This is a genomic window from Nocardia brasiliensis IFM 10847 (genome assembly GCF_000710915.1).
Lineage (GTDB): Bacteria > Actinomycetota > Actinomycetes > Mycobacteriales > Mycobacteriaceae > Nocardia > Nocardia brasiliensis_A.
In genome coordinates this window covers 1-14317 of the sequence record NZ_BAUA01000081.1, presented here as the reverse complement: position 1 = coordinate 14317, position 14317 = coordinate 1, and the positions used below count along the sequence as shown (strand labels likewise).

Genomic DNA, 14317 nt, shown 5'->3' with positions numbered 1-14317 from the left:
GGAAAGTCCGAAAGTGCAGGCGGCGCAGGTCGATTCGGGGCCACGGCTGCGAATCTTCCGAGACAGCGCGATCGTCGCCTACCGGAACCTGCTGACCATTCTGCGGGTGCCGACGCTGCTGGTGACCGCCACCATCCAGCCGCTGATGTTCGTGTTCCTGTTCGCCTACATCTTCGGCGCCTCGCTGGGCGGCAGCCAGTACCGGGAATTCCTGCTCGCCGGAATCTTCACCCAGACAGTCGCTTTCAACGCGGCGTTCACCACCGTCGGGCTCGCGGGCGACCTGCAGAAGGGCATCATCGACCGGATGCGCACCCTGCCCATGTCCCGGCTGGCCGTGCTGATGGGTCGCACGCTGTCGGACCTGGTGGTCAATATCCTCAGCGTCGCGGTCATGGTGGGCTGCGGCTATCTGGTGGGTTGGCGGATCAACGGCGGCATCGCCGACGCCGCGCTCGCGTTCGGCATCATCCTGCTCTTCGCCTTCGCCATGTCCTGGGTCGGCGCGCTCACCGGCCTGATCTCACCGACCGTGGAGGTGGCGCAGAGTGCCGGGCTGATCTGGATGTTCCCGCTCTCGTTCATCTCCTCGGCCTTCATTTCGGCGGAAACGCTCCCGGGTCCGCTGCGCACCATCGCCGAGTGGAACCCCATCACCGCGGTCTCGGCCGCGGGGCGCAAACTCTTCGACAACGACGCCCCGCCGTCGTTCGCACCGCCCACCGGTTGGGCCGCTGACCACTGCGTGGGGTATGCCATCGCGTGCTCGCTCGTCATCCTCGCGGTGGCCATGCCACTGGCATTGCTGCGCTACCGCAAGGTCGCCAGCCACTAAGCGCCCGAATCCCGACGAGGCTCCGCCTCCCAGGTTGCTCGCATCCTGGGAGTGCGGAGCCTCTGGCGTTTCCGGCCGAAAGCCGGAACGAATCCGCAGGCTGCGGGCGCGACCCTTGCATCTGCACTACTGCCGATCGGAATGTTCTGGGCGAATGCCACTAGCTGACTGTCTGGCACGGATGGTGTGCTCATCGTCGACGAAGCGGTCGATGATACCCGGCTGCCCGCGTCGCGTCCTTCGAATGGAACGAAAGGAGCCGGTCAGTGGCTATGGATGCCTTTGTTCGCCGGAGATACCCGGTACGTGCAGCCTTGCGCTGGTCGGTGCTGGTAGGAGTCGTGACGGCCGCGGCGAGTCTGGCCGTGCCGGTGGGTGTCGCGGCGGCGGACGATTCTGTCCCAGTCAGCAGCGCGGCCGATCGTCAAGAGGAAGTCCTCGCGGTGCGCGACGGCGTGATCGTGTCGCAGGTCAGCTATTTCCTGCCGTTACCTGCGGGGACCGCCGCGCATCCCGCGGTCTGCGATCGCACCGGATATCTGCGCTACCGGGCCGTCGGTAGCCCGGAGCATTCCGCCGACGCCGACAAGGTGATCGTGCAGCAACCCGGCGCGAACGGCGGCGCGGTGAACTCCGACAGCGTCGCCGCGAACACCGTCGTCGCCGCGCGCGCGAACGGTCAGAACGTCGAGTTCTGGGCCCTGGCGCGGCGCAGCCAGTGCCTCGACGAATCGTTCGGGTTCGATTACGCGCTGCGCTCGGGCAACTACCTCGACGCGGTCGACTACTACTTCAACCACAAGCCGCTCGACGGCCAGGTGTTCCCGGGCTTCAAGGATTCGCCGCAACTCGCGGTGCTCGATGCCATGGGCATGGAGCGGTTCATCCGCGATCAGTACGAGATGATGCTGTCGGAGATCCCGGAGCAGGCGAGCCGGCAGCAGAAATACGTGTGCACCGGCATCTCGCTCGGCGGGCTGGTCCAAGGGTTCTTCGCGGACTGGGACTTCGACGGCAATCCGGCCACCACCAACGACGCCGGATACCAGCAGTGCGCCGCGTTCGCCGCGCAGGACACGATGATCACCTCGGATCCGGTCGCGATCCAGAACACGCCGTTGCTGCACGACATCACCAACGCGATCGTCGGCCCGACCAACGATGTGGTGAAGGCTGTCGCGAATATCGGCGTGCTGCCCCGTTCGCTCGTCTCGGCCCCCATCATCGGCGGCCGGACGTTCATGATTCTCCGCTTGGCCGGTCTCGCCGCTTATCTGGAGCCGGATGCGGAAAGCCGGCTCATGGCGCATCTGCCGCACGATCTCGATCTCGATTTCACGCTCGACTACCTGTTCTCCGGATCGCCGGTGTCCTTCGCCACCAACGGCGCGGACGGCTCCGGCACCATCCGGGACTTCCGGTTCACCAACACCGCACTGCTCGGCGAGTTGATCGACAACAACTCGGCCAACTTCGCGCTGTGGGAGCAGGGGGTCGGGGCCATCGCGGGCGGGCCGGTGGCGGAGAAGACGTTCCCGGTGCCCGGTTCGGTCACCCAGGTGCCGCTGCTCGGCGGCTTCCTGCGCGTGATCGCGGGTCCGCAGCCGCGGGTGCGGCCCACCGATCCGAACGTGCTCTACACCTGGCGCAACTACGACAACGTGCAAGGGGTGCCCTACACCTCGCCCAACCACGAGTCCTCCGATATTCGCGACGCCGCAAGGCAACTCGCTACCGGCTCGCCGTACGCGTACTGGGAGACCTACTTTCCCGCGCGGCTGTACATCGATATCGGAGCGGGATATGGCGGCGCTCGTAGCGGCGACATGACGAACCTGCGCTACCGCAACGCGGCCCGCACCAAGCCGAGCTATATCGCCTATGCGGGTGACGGTTTCGTGCAGCAGGGCGTCGGCATCGTCGTGCCGCCACCGCCGACCGCGCAGGTGGTCACGCTGCCCGGGTACAGCCACGTCGACACGATCGGCGCGGCCCGCGTGCAGAACAACGGCAAAGCCGACGCCAGCGCGCAGACTCTGGCCGACTTCGTCAAAACCCTTGGCTGACAACATTTCACCGAAAGCGGAGTCATGAAGCTCACCAGTCGTATCAGAGTGTCGCTGTCTGTCGGCATGCCGCTGGCGGTCACGGCGGTACTGCTCGTCGTCGGCCTGCCCGTTCCGTCTTCCGTTGCCGCTCCGTCGGTTTCGCGGGGCGCCGACAGCGCCGAGGTCACCCCGTTCACCGATCCCGGCCTCGGCGACGATGTCGAGGCCACCTATGTGCGACTGCACTATCCGAGCCCATACTCCACGATGGCCCATCCCGAGGCGTGTGACTGGATCTCGTTCGTGCGCTACCGGTCCAAGAAGGGGCCGGAGCGGTCGTCGGACGCCGACGCACTGCTCAGCGTGCAGCCGGGTACCTTCTCCGGCGCGGCGAACAACAATCCGCAAGGCCCGCAGGTCGTGCGCAAGGCCGCGGCGAACGGCAAGTCCGTGGAATACATTTCGCTGGATCGACGAGCCAACTGCGCCGAGGACCGCACCGGGTGGGTCGCGGCCGAGCAGGCCGGGGACTACCACGTCGCGGCCGACTATTACTTCCACGGCAAGCCGATCGACGGCAAGACCTACCGATACCAGACCTCGCAGGATCTGAACTACCTCGGCGAATACGGACTGGCGCTGACCATGGACGACTGGCGCGCGGTCATCGAATACCTGCTGCCGGATCCGGCCGACCGGCACAAGATGGCCTGTGGCGGGCACTCTTTGGGCGCCTTCCTCACCGGCCCGATGATGGCATGGGACTTCGATCAGAATCCGGCCACCACCGAGGACGCGGGCTACAGCCTGTGTGGTCGCGGCATCGTCCCCGAAGACGGATTCGCCATGACCGACCCGGCGGGCTTCGCCGGGGCGCCGCCGCTGGACGCGTTCTTCTCCGCGGTGGGCGGCGCCGTCCGCAACGGTGTCGACCTGCTGCTGAAGAACGGTCTGGGGACCGCGCAGTGGCCGGTGACCGCGGCCAGCGAGATCATGAACGTCTACTACCTCGCGGGCATGGCGGCGGACCAGAAGCCGGACGAGGAAAGCGATCTGAAGAATCTGGTGCCCGTCGATCTGCGCACCGAGCCCTGGCTGCGGCTCATGTACGGCAAGGACTATCTGGATCTGTTCACCGGCAACAACCTGCCGCGCGACTTCCGGCTCACCAACCGGGCCGCGCTGGGAATGCTGTTCGACCAGAACTCGGCGGAGTACGTCATGCAGGCCGGGCTCGGCTATTACGACTGCCCGACCGTCGGCAAGACATACCCGCTGCCCAACGGGCTCGCTTCGGTGCCGATTCTCGGACCGAACCTGTTCGTCATTCCGCTGCGGGTCGGGTACGGGCAGAACTACACCCCGGCCGACCACAACCAGCTGTGCGGCTGGAAGAACTACGACCAGGTGCCCGAATCCACCATCGACGGCATCGATCCGGTGCACGGCCAGCCGACCGATCGAGATCACGAAGTCACCGACATCGCGGAGTTCGCGCGGGCGATGAATCCGGGACGGCAGCCCACGGACTTCTTCGAGGAGTACACGCCGCTGCGCATCATCACCGACACGGTGTTCGCGCTCGGCATCGGACGCGACGGTGAACTGCGTCAGTTGCAGAACCGTACCGGCGGCGTCTTGAACTTCCTGCTGCACGGCGATCGTTGGCAGAGCACGCCGGCGGGGCGGCGCAATCTGACGCTGCTCTCGGGTGATTCGCCGCTGCAGAACGCGGGTTGGGGCGGCATCCTGCCCGCCAACGCCAAGATCATTCCCGGCTATCGGCATTACGACGTGATGACCGCCGCGGAAAAGCAGAACAACGGGATGCCCGAGATGGCAAGCAGTCTGATCGCGAACTTCCTGACCCAGTAGTGATCTGAAAACCGCAGCGGCTCCGCACCTTTCGCCTGGCCTGGGAAAGGTGCGGAGCCGTTGCGGTGCGGTGCCGCCGCACTCGAGGGTGGGATTGCTGACACGATGGGGGGGATGAATGAACAGGGGCGCCCGGTTCTGTACGCGATAGTGACAGGGTCGTCGGTGGCGCGGGATGTGGGGACGCTGGTGGATCTGGCGCAGGTGGACGGCTGGGAAGTCTGCGTGATCGCGTCGCCGGACGGGTTGCGGTTCATCGACGCCGATGGGCTCGCGGCGCGGACCGGACACGTGGTGCGCAGTCAGTACAAGGAGCCCGAGGCGCCGGACGCGCTGCCGCCGGCCGACGGGCTGATCGTCGCGCCGATCACGGCGAACTCGCTGGCCAAGTGGTCCGCCGGGATCTCGGACACGCTGCCGCTCGGCCTGCTGGTGGAGGCGGTCGGCCTGCGCCTGCCCGTGGTCGCGGTGCCCTTCGCCAACCGTGCGTTGATCAGCTTTCCGCCGATCGGGGAGGCGATCCGGAAGCTGTCGGAATGGGGTGTGACGGTGCTGGCCGAGGATCCACCGCACGAACCGGCCACCGGTGCCCAGGCCGCCGCCGGATTCCCGTGGGCCGGTGCCTGGCAGTCCCTGTTGCAGCACCCCTGGCGACCGCGTCCCGCGTGATCAGCGGGACATGGTGGCGGCGGCACAAGGGTTTCGCCGCCACCATGTCTCGTTGCTCACGAAGGGGTCCGGACCGGCTCTTTCGCCGCCGCGGCGGCGAATCGCTCGGCGAGAGCGCTTATCGCGGTCAAAGCGAGGGTGATCACGACGCCGCCGAGGATGGCGCTGCTCGGCGCGGTGTGCGCGAGAACCAGCGCGGACACGGTGGCGGCGAGCCCGTAGCCGATGCCGCCCACCGCGTACATCACCGAATAGGCGGCGGCGTGCAGGTGCGGGGGCAGCTGCGCGCGCAGTGCGAGATTGCGGGCGACGATCACCGCCGCCTGGAACAGTCCCGCCGCGGCGAGCGCGACCGCTATCCCGAGGCCGGGTGTAATCGCCACCAGTGCAACGCAACCCGCGGTGACGACGAGCAGCATCAACGCCTGCACCCGAACCGTTCCCGGCCACTCGCGCAGGCCGTAACAGAACGCGCCCACCGCACCGGTGACGGCGAACGCGGTGAGCATCGGCCCGGCCCAGCGCACTTCGATACCCCGGAACTCCAGCAGCGCGGGCAATACCAGCTCGGCCGTGGCCAGCAACGACATCGCCGCGGCACTGGTCAGATAGATCGGCCAACCGGATAGCACTGTGCGCCAACTACCTTCGGTCTGCTCCACCGTGGCCGCGGCCTGTCCGGGCAGCAGGAAGATGAGCACAGCCGCGGCGGCGGCGCCGATCGCCGCGAGTGTCAGCGGCGCCGCAGGGAACAAACCCGTGGCCAGCGACACCACCAGCGCCGGCGCGGCGGCCCAGATCACCTGGGTGAGCATCGCTTCGACGCCGAGCGCGCGGGGCACGTCCGGCGGCGTCACCAGCCCGATCAGCATCGAGCGCATCCCACCGGGCGAACCGGCGGGGCCGAACCCCGCGAGGAAGGCCAGTCCGATCAGCAGTGGTGCGGGAGCTGAACCGCTCGACGCCAGACCGGCGAACGCGGCGGCGCCGACGGCGAAACCGGCGGCCAGCTGTGGTCGGATCTGGTGTTGACGCAACCACATTCCCTGCACTGCCGCGCCGATGACCTCACCGAGGACGTACCCGGCGGACAGGACCGCGCCGAGCGCGTATCCGCCGGGGGTCGACCTGACGAGGAACACCAGGCCCAGCGGCGCCATCGCGATCGGCAGCTTTCCGGCGAGCGACACGATCGACCACGCGAGTATTTCGCGGGTGGCGAGTCGCCGATAGCTCATCCCTCGCCTCCGCCCCGCCTCCGGCATTGATCTTCGGATCAACCAGCCGACGGGCTCAGGTATTTCCCTGCGGTGCCCCGGCTTTCGCGGCGCAGCCGACCTATCCGCGCAACCACGCTGCCCACTGGTGCGTGCAACAGCGTGTCCAACCGGCCGATGAGGGAGAGCAAGGTGAAAGCGTCACTCCTCGTGGGGAAGATGTGACCCTCGGCGGGAAAAGCCTTGACCGACAGTGCCTCCCCACCGGAACTACGCGCCTGCCAAGTGAACTGGCGGTCGGAGCGATGCGCCGCGCGGACCGACCGCACGAGTTCCGTGCCGAGTTCGTGCTGCACTTCGGGAGTCTGCTGGTGCGCCGTGGCAAGACACCCCTTCGATCCGCAGCCCGGCCCCGGAATGCGAAAAGCCGCCCGCATCGTGCGATGCGGACGGCCTCTGCGGTGTCGCTTACACCCGGCGGCGGGTCTTGAGCAGGTCGAGACGCTCCTTGAGGAGTTCCTCGAGCTCTTCCTTGCTGCGGCGTTCCAGCAGCATGTCCCAGTGGGTGCGCGGCGGCTTGACCTTCTTGGTCTCGACCGTGGTGCCTTCGATCAGGATGCCCTCCTGACCGTTGCGGCAGAGCCAGGTCGGCGGGATCTCGGCGTCGTCGGCGAAGGGGACGTCGAACTCTTCCCCGTTGTCGGTGCGGTACCGGGCGATCCGACGCGGCGCCAGGTCGTGGTCGCGGTCGGTCTCGTAGCTCACCGCTCCGAGCCGACTGCCCCGGAGTACGCGATCTGCCATGGTGTGCCTCTCCCTGTGTGCTCGAGTCTTGTTGCTGCGACCGGGTCCGGACGAACGTTCTCGTGCTCGACCTCAGGTACAGCGTACGGGCCTGCGCCGATAGTTCCCGTCGCGGCCGCGGAACCGTTCCATTGTAGTCGCACCGGCGCGGGGGCCGCGCCACGCCCGCGGTCGGCGGGTTCGGCGAGGGTCGCTGACCGGTCCGCGCCCGCCGAACCGTTAAGGTTCTGCGTCATGTCGCGCCGCTTGCTGTCCTGCCTGACTTCTCGATAGGGGGGTGTGTTCAATCTCTGATCGTCGTCACTCTCGTCAACTGTCCTGCCTGTGGTGCGGGCGAGAGATCGTGGAGTCGGAGGCCGGCCGTCGTCGCCGGTACTGCCGGCAGTCGTGTCGTCAGCGGGCCTACGAGCATCGCAACAGCCTGAAGGGCACCGGGATTCCCGACGATTCCGTGGTGCTCAGCGCCCAGGAGGCCACCGATCTGGCCGATCGCTGGTTCGCCGCCCGGTGCGCCGCCGAAGACGTCGCCATCGCCATCGACGAGGGCGCCTCGCACGAGGAGCTGGCCACCCTCGGCAAAGCCCTGGTCGAACTGGCCCGCGACGCTGAACGGCTGCGCTGAGCGCGACAGCGGCCCTGGGCGGCGCACCTCACGGAGTATGCCGATGGCGCAGATAGATTCCGCCGAGGAGTAGGCCGACGCCCGCCACCACACCGCCGAACGCCAGCAGCGTGGTGGCGTCCGGGTGGGCCAGCGACTGGGCACGCATCGCCTGGGCGAACACGATGGCGAGCAGCCCGGTGTAGCCGAGGCCGAGGACGCCGATCACCGCGGCGCGGGTGCGTTCGGCCCGCAGCCACCGGTAGCGGGGCGCCAACCAGGCCAGCACGAGCACCGCGAGCAGCAGCACCTGGATGCCGTGCAGCCCGACGAAGTGCGGGACGCGCAGGTCGCCTCCGATCGTGCTCCAGTGCGTGATCGGCATGCCGGGGGCCGCGTCGCGCGGGGACAGGTCACGCAGCGCCGGATCGATGACGGTATGGCCCGCGATCAATTCGACGACCTCGCCGTCCGCGTCACGCACCAGCTGCTTGCCGGTAAAACCCATCAGGTACCCCATGGCCATGCCGGCCACGGCGAAAAGCAGTCCGAAACGGATCGCGTTCGCGGTCGGCCGGTCGACCAGCCGTTGCCAGCACAGGATCAGCGCGATCAGCAGGTTCGCCAGGAACAGGCCGGGCACACCGGACATGAAGATCTGCTGGCCGATCTGGTTGACCGGGTCGGCATCGACATTGTTGAAGTGGCTGAACGTGCCGCGCGCGCCTTGCACCGCGATAAAACCCACGTCGAGCACGCCGGTGATCGCGAACACCGTGCCCAGCCACCAGGTCGCGCGACTTCCCTTGTGCGGCAACGACAGCAGGAACGCGAGGGTGGCGCTGTAGAGGGTGAAGGCGAAGCCGAACTTGAACGGCTTGAGCCAGACCGATTCGCCGAGCAACTGCCGGTCGTCGACCAGCATGCCGATTGCGGAGACGACGGCGAGGGCGGCCATGAAGGCGACCGACACCATGAGCGGACGATGCAGGTGGGCGGCGGTCCGGACGAGCCCGGCGGCGCCCGGGTGCGGCCGGTTCGTCGGCGTCGGTGCGCCGGGCCCGGCGGCCAGATCTGTGGTAGCCATGCACCGACGGTAGGAAGCGGGACCCGTGGAAGACGTCCCGCCGCAGCGCTATTCGCGTCTAGTACCCGAGGTGTCGCGTCTAGTACCAGGGTACTGAGCACGGAGGCGGTTCGGCCGCGAGCGCGTCGACGGTGACGCGATCGCGGCCGAACCGCTCCGGGTTTCGCCAGCCCCTCATCGACTCGCGAAGGGGTGGGACTACGGGGTGTTGCGCAGGATGTCGATGCCGCGGCTCGCGAGCCAGGGCAGCGGGTCGATCGGCTCGCCGCCCGCGGTGTGGATCTCGTAGTGCAGGTGCGGGCCGGTGGAGAAGCCGCGGTTGCCGACGGTGGCGATGATGTCGCCCGCGCGAACCTGCTGGCCGACGGTGGCCAGGATGTCGTTCACGTGGCCGTAGATGCCGATGGTGCCGTCGTCCTGCTGCACCCGCACCCACATGCCGAAGCCGCTGGCCGGTCCGGCCTCGATCACCACGCCGTCGGTGACCGCGGCGATCGGCGTGCCGATCGCGTCGGCCAGGTCGAGGCCCGCGTGCAACGCGCCCCAGCGCATGCCGAAGGTGGAGGTGAGAATGCCCGCGATGGGGCGAACGGTCTTGGGTCGCGCGGCCTCCACGGCCAGGCGGTGCTGCTCCCAGACGACGCTCTCCGGGACGGTCTGCGGCATCTGGGCTTCGCGCGGGGTGAACGCGGTGAACGCGGTTTGGGTGGCCACCTCGGTGTCGGCGGCGGCGCGGGCGCCGGCGGTCAGGTGGCCGGAGCCGGTCTGCTCGGCGGCGGCGAGCACCCCGAGCGAGGCGCTGACGACGGCGGACACGGCCACCGCGCGGGTGGCGGCGCGGCGGCGCCGGGTCCGGGTCGCGCCCCGACGTGAAGATAACGGAACGGTCACGGGCATGAGATGAACGTACGGGAGGTGAACAGCGACTCCGCAATCCTGTGGCAACCGTCACAGGGGTGCGAAAGCCCAGTTCGCTGGTCACGAATGGGTAACGAGGCGGCGCGCCTCGCGTGCTCACCTTGGGGAATTCCGTAATGCGCCGAGTTGACCGTGCGGTCGCCAGTTGATCACACTGTTTAAGTGGCGACTAATGGAGTTCGTGCGCTCGAGGCGTTGTCCGACCCGACTCGGCGGGCCATCTTCGAGGCATTACCGCAGGCCCCGCGCTCGGTCGGCGAACTCGCCGCAGTCACCGGCGTGACCAGCTCGGCGGTCTCCCAGCACCTGCGTGTCCTGCGCGAGGCGCGCCTGGTGCTGATGCGCCCCGAGGGCACCCGCCGGCTCTACTCCCTGGACCCCCGCGGTCTCAGCGACGCCCGCGACTACCTCGACCAGTTCTGGCCCAGCGCCCTCGCCGCCTACTCCGCCGCCCTCCAAACCGCCCGCGCCAACCCTTGAGTAACCAAACCTGTTCCGCCGCAATCCTTCTGCGCAGGGGCTCAGCCGACGCGGCGGAAAGGGGTGCGACGGGACTGTTGGGTGCCGGTGCCGGGCCAGTTGCGCTTGCTGAGTTGTTTGTCGACGGCGGCGACGACCTCGGTGACGCCGATGTGGAGCAGGCCGGCGTCGGGGGTGTCGGCGTAGGGGTCGCCGAGTTGCCCGGCCCAGAGCACGGCGTGGCGGTTCAGCAGGTGCGGCGGGGGCCCGGCCCAGCGCGGCGGCGTGGGGCCGAAGAGCAGGACGGTGCGGGTGCCGAACGCGGTGGCCAAGTGCGCGACCCCGGTGTCGCCGCAGACCACCAGGCTCGCCTCCGCGACGGTGGCGGCCAGTTCGGTCAGGTTTTGTTCCCCGGCGAGTACCCGGCCGATCGGTAGTCCGGCGCGCGCGGCGATGTTCAGCGCGATCTCCCGCTCGTATTCGTCGCCGGTGAGCACCACCTCCCGGCCCAGCACCAGCAGGTGCCGGACGACGGCGGCGAACCGGTCGGGCGGCCAGCGCCGGGCGGGCGCGCCCGCGCCGACGTGTACCACCACGCAGTCCCGGTGGCTGGTGGTGGAGACCGGCGGCACCAGTCCGAGGTTGCGCCGGTCGGCGACGATCTCGTCGGATTCCAGCAGGTGGCACCAGCGGTCCACGTGATGCATGTCCGGCTGCCACTCGGGGCCGGACAATTCCGGGAACGCCGGATTGCGATAGCTCAGGATGCGCCCCGGCTCGGTCTTCTCCAGCGCCACAATGCTTTCGGTGCTCGGCCCGTGCAGGTTCACGGCCAGCTGCGGTCCGGGCGCGTCCCAGCGCAGGGCGCCCGCGTCGGCGGTGGGCACCATCGCGTCGACAGAGGCGATCAGGTCGACGATGGGCTTGAGGCGAGGCGGCGCGGCGAGCACGATGCGGTCGTGTGGCCTGGCACGACGCAGCGCACGAAGCGCCGGGACCGCGGTGAGTAGATCACCGAGCCCACGTGCCTGCAGCACGAGTACAACCGCCACCCTCTTCTCCTAGCCACCCGGGACCCACGAAAACGTGACCCGCATCCGTTTCACCCCAGGAGAGCGCACCCGACGAGAGCCATTGAGAGATAACTACCCGAGCTCCAGCGGCGATAAACCCCGGCGCGCCAGGCGTTACTTATCGCACCCGGTGCTGAGGACAACTAACCTCGTGACATGACCTCCCGGCTCAACCCGTACCTCAGTTTCGGCGACACGGCCCGCGCAGCTCTGGAGTTCTACCGCGACGTGTTCGGCGGCACCCTGACCATCAGCACCTTCGGCGAATTCAGCGACCAACAGGCGCCCGGTGCCGAGCTGGTCATGCACGGCGTCCTGGAGACCCCGAGCGGGTTCACCCTGATGGCCGCCGATACCCCGCCCGGCATGGAATACAAACCGGGCAGCAGCATTTCGATCAGCCTCAGCGGTTCCGACGCCGCGGAGTTGCGCGGCTACTGGGATCGGCTCGCCGCCGCGGGCACGGTATCGGTGCCGCTGGAGAAGCAGATGTGGGGCGACGAGTTCGGCATGTGCCAGGACCGGTTCGGCACCGGCTGGATGGTCAATATCGTCGCCGACGCGGACGGCCCCGGCGCGCCCGGCGGAAACGGCGGGTAATTCGCGGTAGCGCGACGCTGCGGGTTCGGTGAGCAAATGTCCAGGGAACCCGGGTAGCAGGGCCTAACATCTGATCATGACGACAAACAGCGTGCTCGAGGGTCCTCTGCAGTCTCTTGCCCGCAGTGCGTGGCAAACAATTCTGGTCACCGGCATCCTCTCGGTGATCCTCGGCGTGATCATTCTCGTGTGGCCCGGCGTCACCCTGCTCGCCGCGGGTGTGCTGTTCGGCATCTACCTGGTGGTCAGCGGCTTCCTGCAGCTGATGGCCGCCTTCGGCGCGCCGACCGGCACCGGGGATGCGGGTGCTGGCCTTCATCAGCGGCGTGCTGTCCATCGCGATCGGCGTGTTCTGCTTCCGGGACGAGCTGACTTCGATTCTGCTGCTTGCCATCTGGATCGGGATCGGCTGGTTGTTCCGGGGCGTCGCGGCGGTGATGATCGCGCTGTCCGAGCCGGACGTGCCGGGCCGCTGGTTGACCGTGTTCTTCGGCGTGCTCACCGTGATCGCGGGCATCGTGCTGATCGCGTGGCCGCTGTCGTCGGTGGCCACGCTGGCCGTCGTGGTCGGCGTGTGGTTGATCGTGCTCGGCGTGATGGAAATGATCACGGCGTTCGGAGTTCGCAAGGACGCCAAGCGGCTTCAGCACTCCGGAATCTGAATTCTCGCTGTCGCGGCCGCCGTGTCCCGCTGGGCACGGCGGCCGCACCGCGTTCACCTGCACTCTTTCCGCCGGGACCGTGCTCGTGTCAGAATGCAGGCGCAATAGACACCGAGGTCGGCATCGGGGTTGGTCGACATCGAAATGAACTGGAGGCACGAATGTTTCGTACTGCTGGGTTTGTCGGTGCGATCGCCCTCGCGGGTGCGGTCGGTTTTCTGGCACCGGGCACGGCGCAGGCCGCGACCGGCACGGTGACCATCAACAACACCGCGCACGACAACCCGGTCGGCTGCATCAAGGCCGAGGACAACTTCTACACGACGCTGCAGATCTCCGTCGGCAACGCTACCGACCGGGCGATCAAGGCGTACGCGAGCGGCGACTGCTCGGGAGCGTCCTTCGGTGAGGTGCCGCCGGCGACGATCGGCTACCTGCCCAAGGGCGGCAGCGTCTTCGTCGATTAAAACGGCTCGGTCCGCTGCCTGCCGCGGCCGGCAGCGGACCCCCGCCTCATGATTCGAACAGCGACTGCCCGATGTACCCGCCCGGCGCGGCAACCCCCGGCGGAATGACGAACACCGCCGAACCCACCGGCGTCGTCCACACATTGAGCGCGTCGAACTGCGCGAGCCGCTGCTGCACCGGTAGGAACTGGGCGTCCACGTCGCGCTGGTACGCGGCGAACAGCAGGCCCGAGTTCGAGATCTGACCGGCCGCCGGGGCGTCGTCGTAGTTGTAGCCGCGGCGCAGGAAACGTTCCCCGTCGTGAGTGTGATGCGCGCGGGCGATATGCGAGGACGGCGGGATGACCGGGATGCCGTTCGCGTCGACCGCGGCGAAATCCGGTTCGTCGAATTCCTCGGTGCCGGTGAGCGGAGCCCCGGTGTCGACCCTCCGGCCGACGGTGAGTTCCCTGCCCTCCTGGTCGATCTCATCCCAGGTGTCCAGCGTCATCGCGATCCGCCGCAGCACCAGCGAGGTGCCGCCCGCCAGCCAGGGCTGCCCGGCGCCGTCGTCCCAGACCAGCCGATCGAAATCGGCAGTGCCCGGCGCGATGTTCACCGTGCCGTCCACCTGGCCCATCAGGTTGCGCGGGGTCCGGCCGGGGGCGGCGTCCCGGAATCCGCGCTGCACCCAGCGCACCCGCACCAGCGACGCGACACTGCGGCACAGCACGCGCACCGCGTGCGACACGGTCGTTGCCTCGTCCGCGCACACCTGCAACAGCAGATCGCCGTCGCTCCACGCCGGATCGAGGCGGTCGATGGCGAACGGCGGCAACGGACGCAGCCAGGTCGGTCGGCGCTGCGGCACGCTCGCGAACACCGCCGGGCCCAGCCCGATGGTGACGGTGAGCCGGGACGGACGTTGCGCGAGTTCGGGTTCGGTGTCGGCCAAGGCCGGGCGGCCCTGGGTGAGGCGGGCGGCGTCACCGGTCCAGATCTTCAGGATGCCGATGATGTCGT

At 68.3% G+C, this 14317-nt stretch carries 16 protein-coding genes and 1 pseudogene; 10 read left to right on the top strand and 7 right to left on the bottom strand.

Features of this window, described 5'->3' with window-relative positions:
* Positions 1-52: 52 nt before the first annotated feature.
* From NBRGI_RS17460 to NBRGI_RS17445, 4 genes are all read left to right on the top strand, one after another.
* Complete coding sequence (locus NBRGI_RS17460) at positions 53-835, top strand: ABC transporter permease (protein WP_029897619.1); 783 nt, start codon at positions 53-55, stop codon at positions 833-835.
* A gap of 341 nt (positions 836-1176) precedes the next feature.
* Positions 1177-2901, top strand: a complete 1725-nt coding sequence (locus NBRGI_RS17455; RefSeq protein ID WP_029897617.1) for a hypothetical protein — start codon at positions 1177-1179, stop codon at positions 2899-2901.
* Between the two features lie 24 nt (positions 2902-2925).
* The gene (locus tag NBRGI_RS17450) at positions 2926-4758 is read left to right on the top strand and encodes a hypothetical protein (RefSeq protein WP_029897615.1); all 1833 of its coding nucleotides are present in this window, start codon (positions 2926-2928) and stop codon (positions 4756-4758) included.
* A 114-nt stretch (positions 4759-4872) separates the two neighbouring features.
* Positions 4873-5427, top strand: a complete 555-nt coding sequence (locus NBRGI_RS17445) for a flavoprotein (protein ID WP_036559597.1) — start codon at positions 4873-4875, stop codon at positions 5425-5427.
* A gap of 56 nt (positions 5428-5483) precedes the next feature.
* On the opposite strand, the gene NBRGI_RS17440 is transcribed toward NBRGI_RS17445, so the two are convergent.
* The 3 genes from NBRGI_RS17440 to NBRGI_RS17430 form a co-directional block, all read right to left on the bottom strand.
* Positions 5484-6665, bottom strand: a complete 1182-nt coding sequence (locus tag NBRGI_RS17440; protein WP_029897611.1) for a hypothetical protein — start codon at positions 6663-6665, stop codon at positions 5484-5486.
* 38 nt (positions 6666-6703) lie between these two features.
* Complete coding sequence (locus NBRGI_RS17435; protein WP_029897610.1) at positions 6704-7000, bottom strand: hypothetical protein; 297 nt, start codon at positions 6998-7000, stop codon at positions 6704-6706.
* A 112-nt stretch (positions 7001-7112) separates the two neighbouring features.
* A complete protein-coding gene (locus NBRGI_RS17430; protein WP_014986090.1) occupies positions 7113-7448 on the bottom strand; it encodes an RNA polymerase-binding protein RbpA in 336 nt (111 codons plus the stop codon).
* A gap of 286 nt (positions 7449-7734) precedes the next feature.
* On the opposite strand from NBRGI_RS17430, the gene NBRGI_RS17425 reads away from it, so the two are divergent.
* Complete coding sequence (locus NBRGI_RS17425) at positions 7735-8070, top strand: hypothetical protein (RefSeq protein WP_081869103.1); 336 nt, start codon at positions 7735-7737, stop codon at positions 8068-8070.
* Positions 8071-8098: 28 nt separating this feature from the next.
* On the opposite strand, the gene NBRGI_RS17420 is transcribed toward NBRGI_RS17425, so the two are convergent.
* Positions 8099-9136: a hypothetical protein gene (locus NBRGI_RS17420; protein ID WP_029897605.1), complete on the bottom strand. Its 1038-nt coding sequence runs from the start codon at positions 9134-9136 to the stop codon at positions 8099-8101.
* Positions 9137-9334: 198 nt separating this feature from the next.
* Positions 9335-10033 (bottom strand): M23 family metallopeptidase, encoded by a 699-nt coding sequence (locus NBRGI_RS17415; RefSeq protein WP_029897603.1) that lies wholly within the window; start codon positions 10031-10033, stop codon positions 9335-9337.
* Positions 10034-10216: 183 nt separating this feature from the next.
* Between NBRGI_RS17415 and NBRGI_RS17410 the strand changes: the two genes are divergently transcribed.
* A complete protein-coding gene (locus NBRGI_RS17410) occupies positions 10217-10534 on the top strand; it encodes an ArsR/SmtB family transcription factor (RefSeq protein ID WP_029897601.1) in 318 nt (105 codons plus the stop codon).
* 41 nt (positions 10535-10575) lie between these two features.
* Here the strand turns inward: NBRGI_RS17410 and NBRGI_RS17405 are convergent, their stop codons facing one another.
* On the bottom strand, positions 10576-11565 hold the full coding sequence (locus tag NBRGI_RS17405; protein ID WP_029897599.1) for a glycosyltransferase family 9 protein: 990 nt from the start codon (positions 11563-11565) through the stop codon (positions 10576-10578).
* A 177-nt stretch (positions 11566-11742) separates the two neighbouring features.
* On the opposite strand from NBRGI_RS17405, the gene NBRGI_RS17400 reads away from it, so the two are divergent.
* From NBRGI_RS17400 to NBRGI_RS17390, 4 genes and pseudogenes are all read left to right on the top strand, one after another.
* Positions 11743-12186, top strand: a complete 444-nt coding sequence (locus NBRGI_RS17400; RefSeq protein ID WP_029897597.1) for a VOC family protein — start codon at positions 11743-11745, stop codon at positions 12184-12186.
* A gap of 76 nt (positions 12187-12262) precedes the next feature.
* Positions 12263-12424: pseudogene (locus NBRGI_RS49925) on the top strand (HdeD family acid-resistance protein); the annotation flags it as partial.
* Between the two features lie 67 nt (positions 12425-12491).
* A complete protein-coding gene (locus NBRGI_RS49920; protein ID WP_370627780.1) occupies positions 12492-12848 on the top strand; it encodes an HdeD family acid-resistance protein in 357 nt (118 codons plus the stop codon).
* Between the two features lie 161 nt (positions 12849-13009).
* Positions 13010-13315: a hypothetical protein gene (locus NBRGI_RS17390; protein WP_029897595.1), complete on the top strand. Its 306-nt coding sequence runs from the start codon at positions 13010-13012 to the stop codon at positions 13313-13315.
* Between the two features lie 46 nt (positions 13316-13361).
* On the opposite strand, the gene NBRGI_RS17385 is transcribed toward NBRGI_RS17390, so the two are convergent.
* A partial coding sequence (locus NBRGI_RS17385; protein ID WP_029897593.1) for a Dyp-type peroxidase occupies positions 13362-14317 on the bottom strand: 956 nt, incomplete at its 5' end.

What these genes read in the sequence shown, in the direction of transcription:
- NBRGI_RS17440 (WP_029897611.1), bottom strand. Translation starts at nt 6,665, where the DNA reads ATGAGCTATCGGCGACTCGCCACCCGCGAAATACTCGCGTGGTCGATC.
- NBRGI_RS17400 (WP_029897597.1), top strand. Translation starts at nt 11,743, where the DNA reads ATGACCTCCCGGCTCAACCCGTACCTCAGTTTCGGCGACACGGCCCGC.
- NBRGI_RS17430 (WP_014986090.1), bottom strand. Translation starts at nt 7,448, where the DNA reads ATGGCAGATCGCGTACTCCGGGGCAGTCGGCTCGGAGCGGTGAGCTAC.
- NBRGI_RS17445 (WP_036559597.1), top strand. Translation starts at nt 4,873, where the DNA reads ATGAATGAACAGGGGCGCCCGGTTCTGTACGCGATAGTGACAGGGTCG.
- NBRGI_RS17450 (WP_029897615.1), top strand. Translation starts at nt 2,926, where the DNA reads ATGAAGCTCACCAGTCGTATCAGAGTGTCGCTGTCTGTCGGCATGCCG.
- NBRGI_RS17415 (WP_029897603.1), bottom strand. Translation starts at nt 10,033, where the DNA reads ATGCCCGTGACCGTTCCGTTATCTTCACGTCGGGGCGCGACCCGGACC.
- NBRGI_RS17390 (WP_029897595.1), top strand. Translation starts at nt 13,010, where the DNA reads ATGTTTCGTACTGCTGGGTTTGTCGGTGCGATCGCCCTCGCGGGTGCG.
- NBRGI_RS17420 (WP_029897605.1), bottom strand. Translation starts at nt 9,136, where the DNA reads ATGGCTACCACAGATCTGGCCGCCGGGCCCGGCGCACCGACGCCGACG.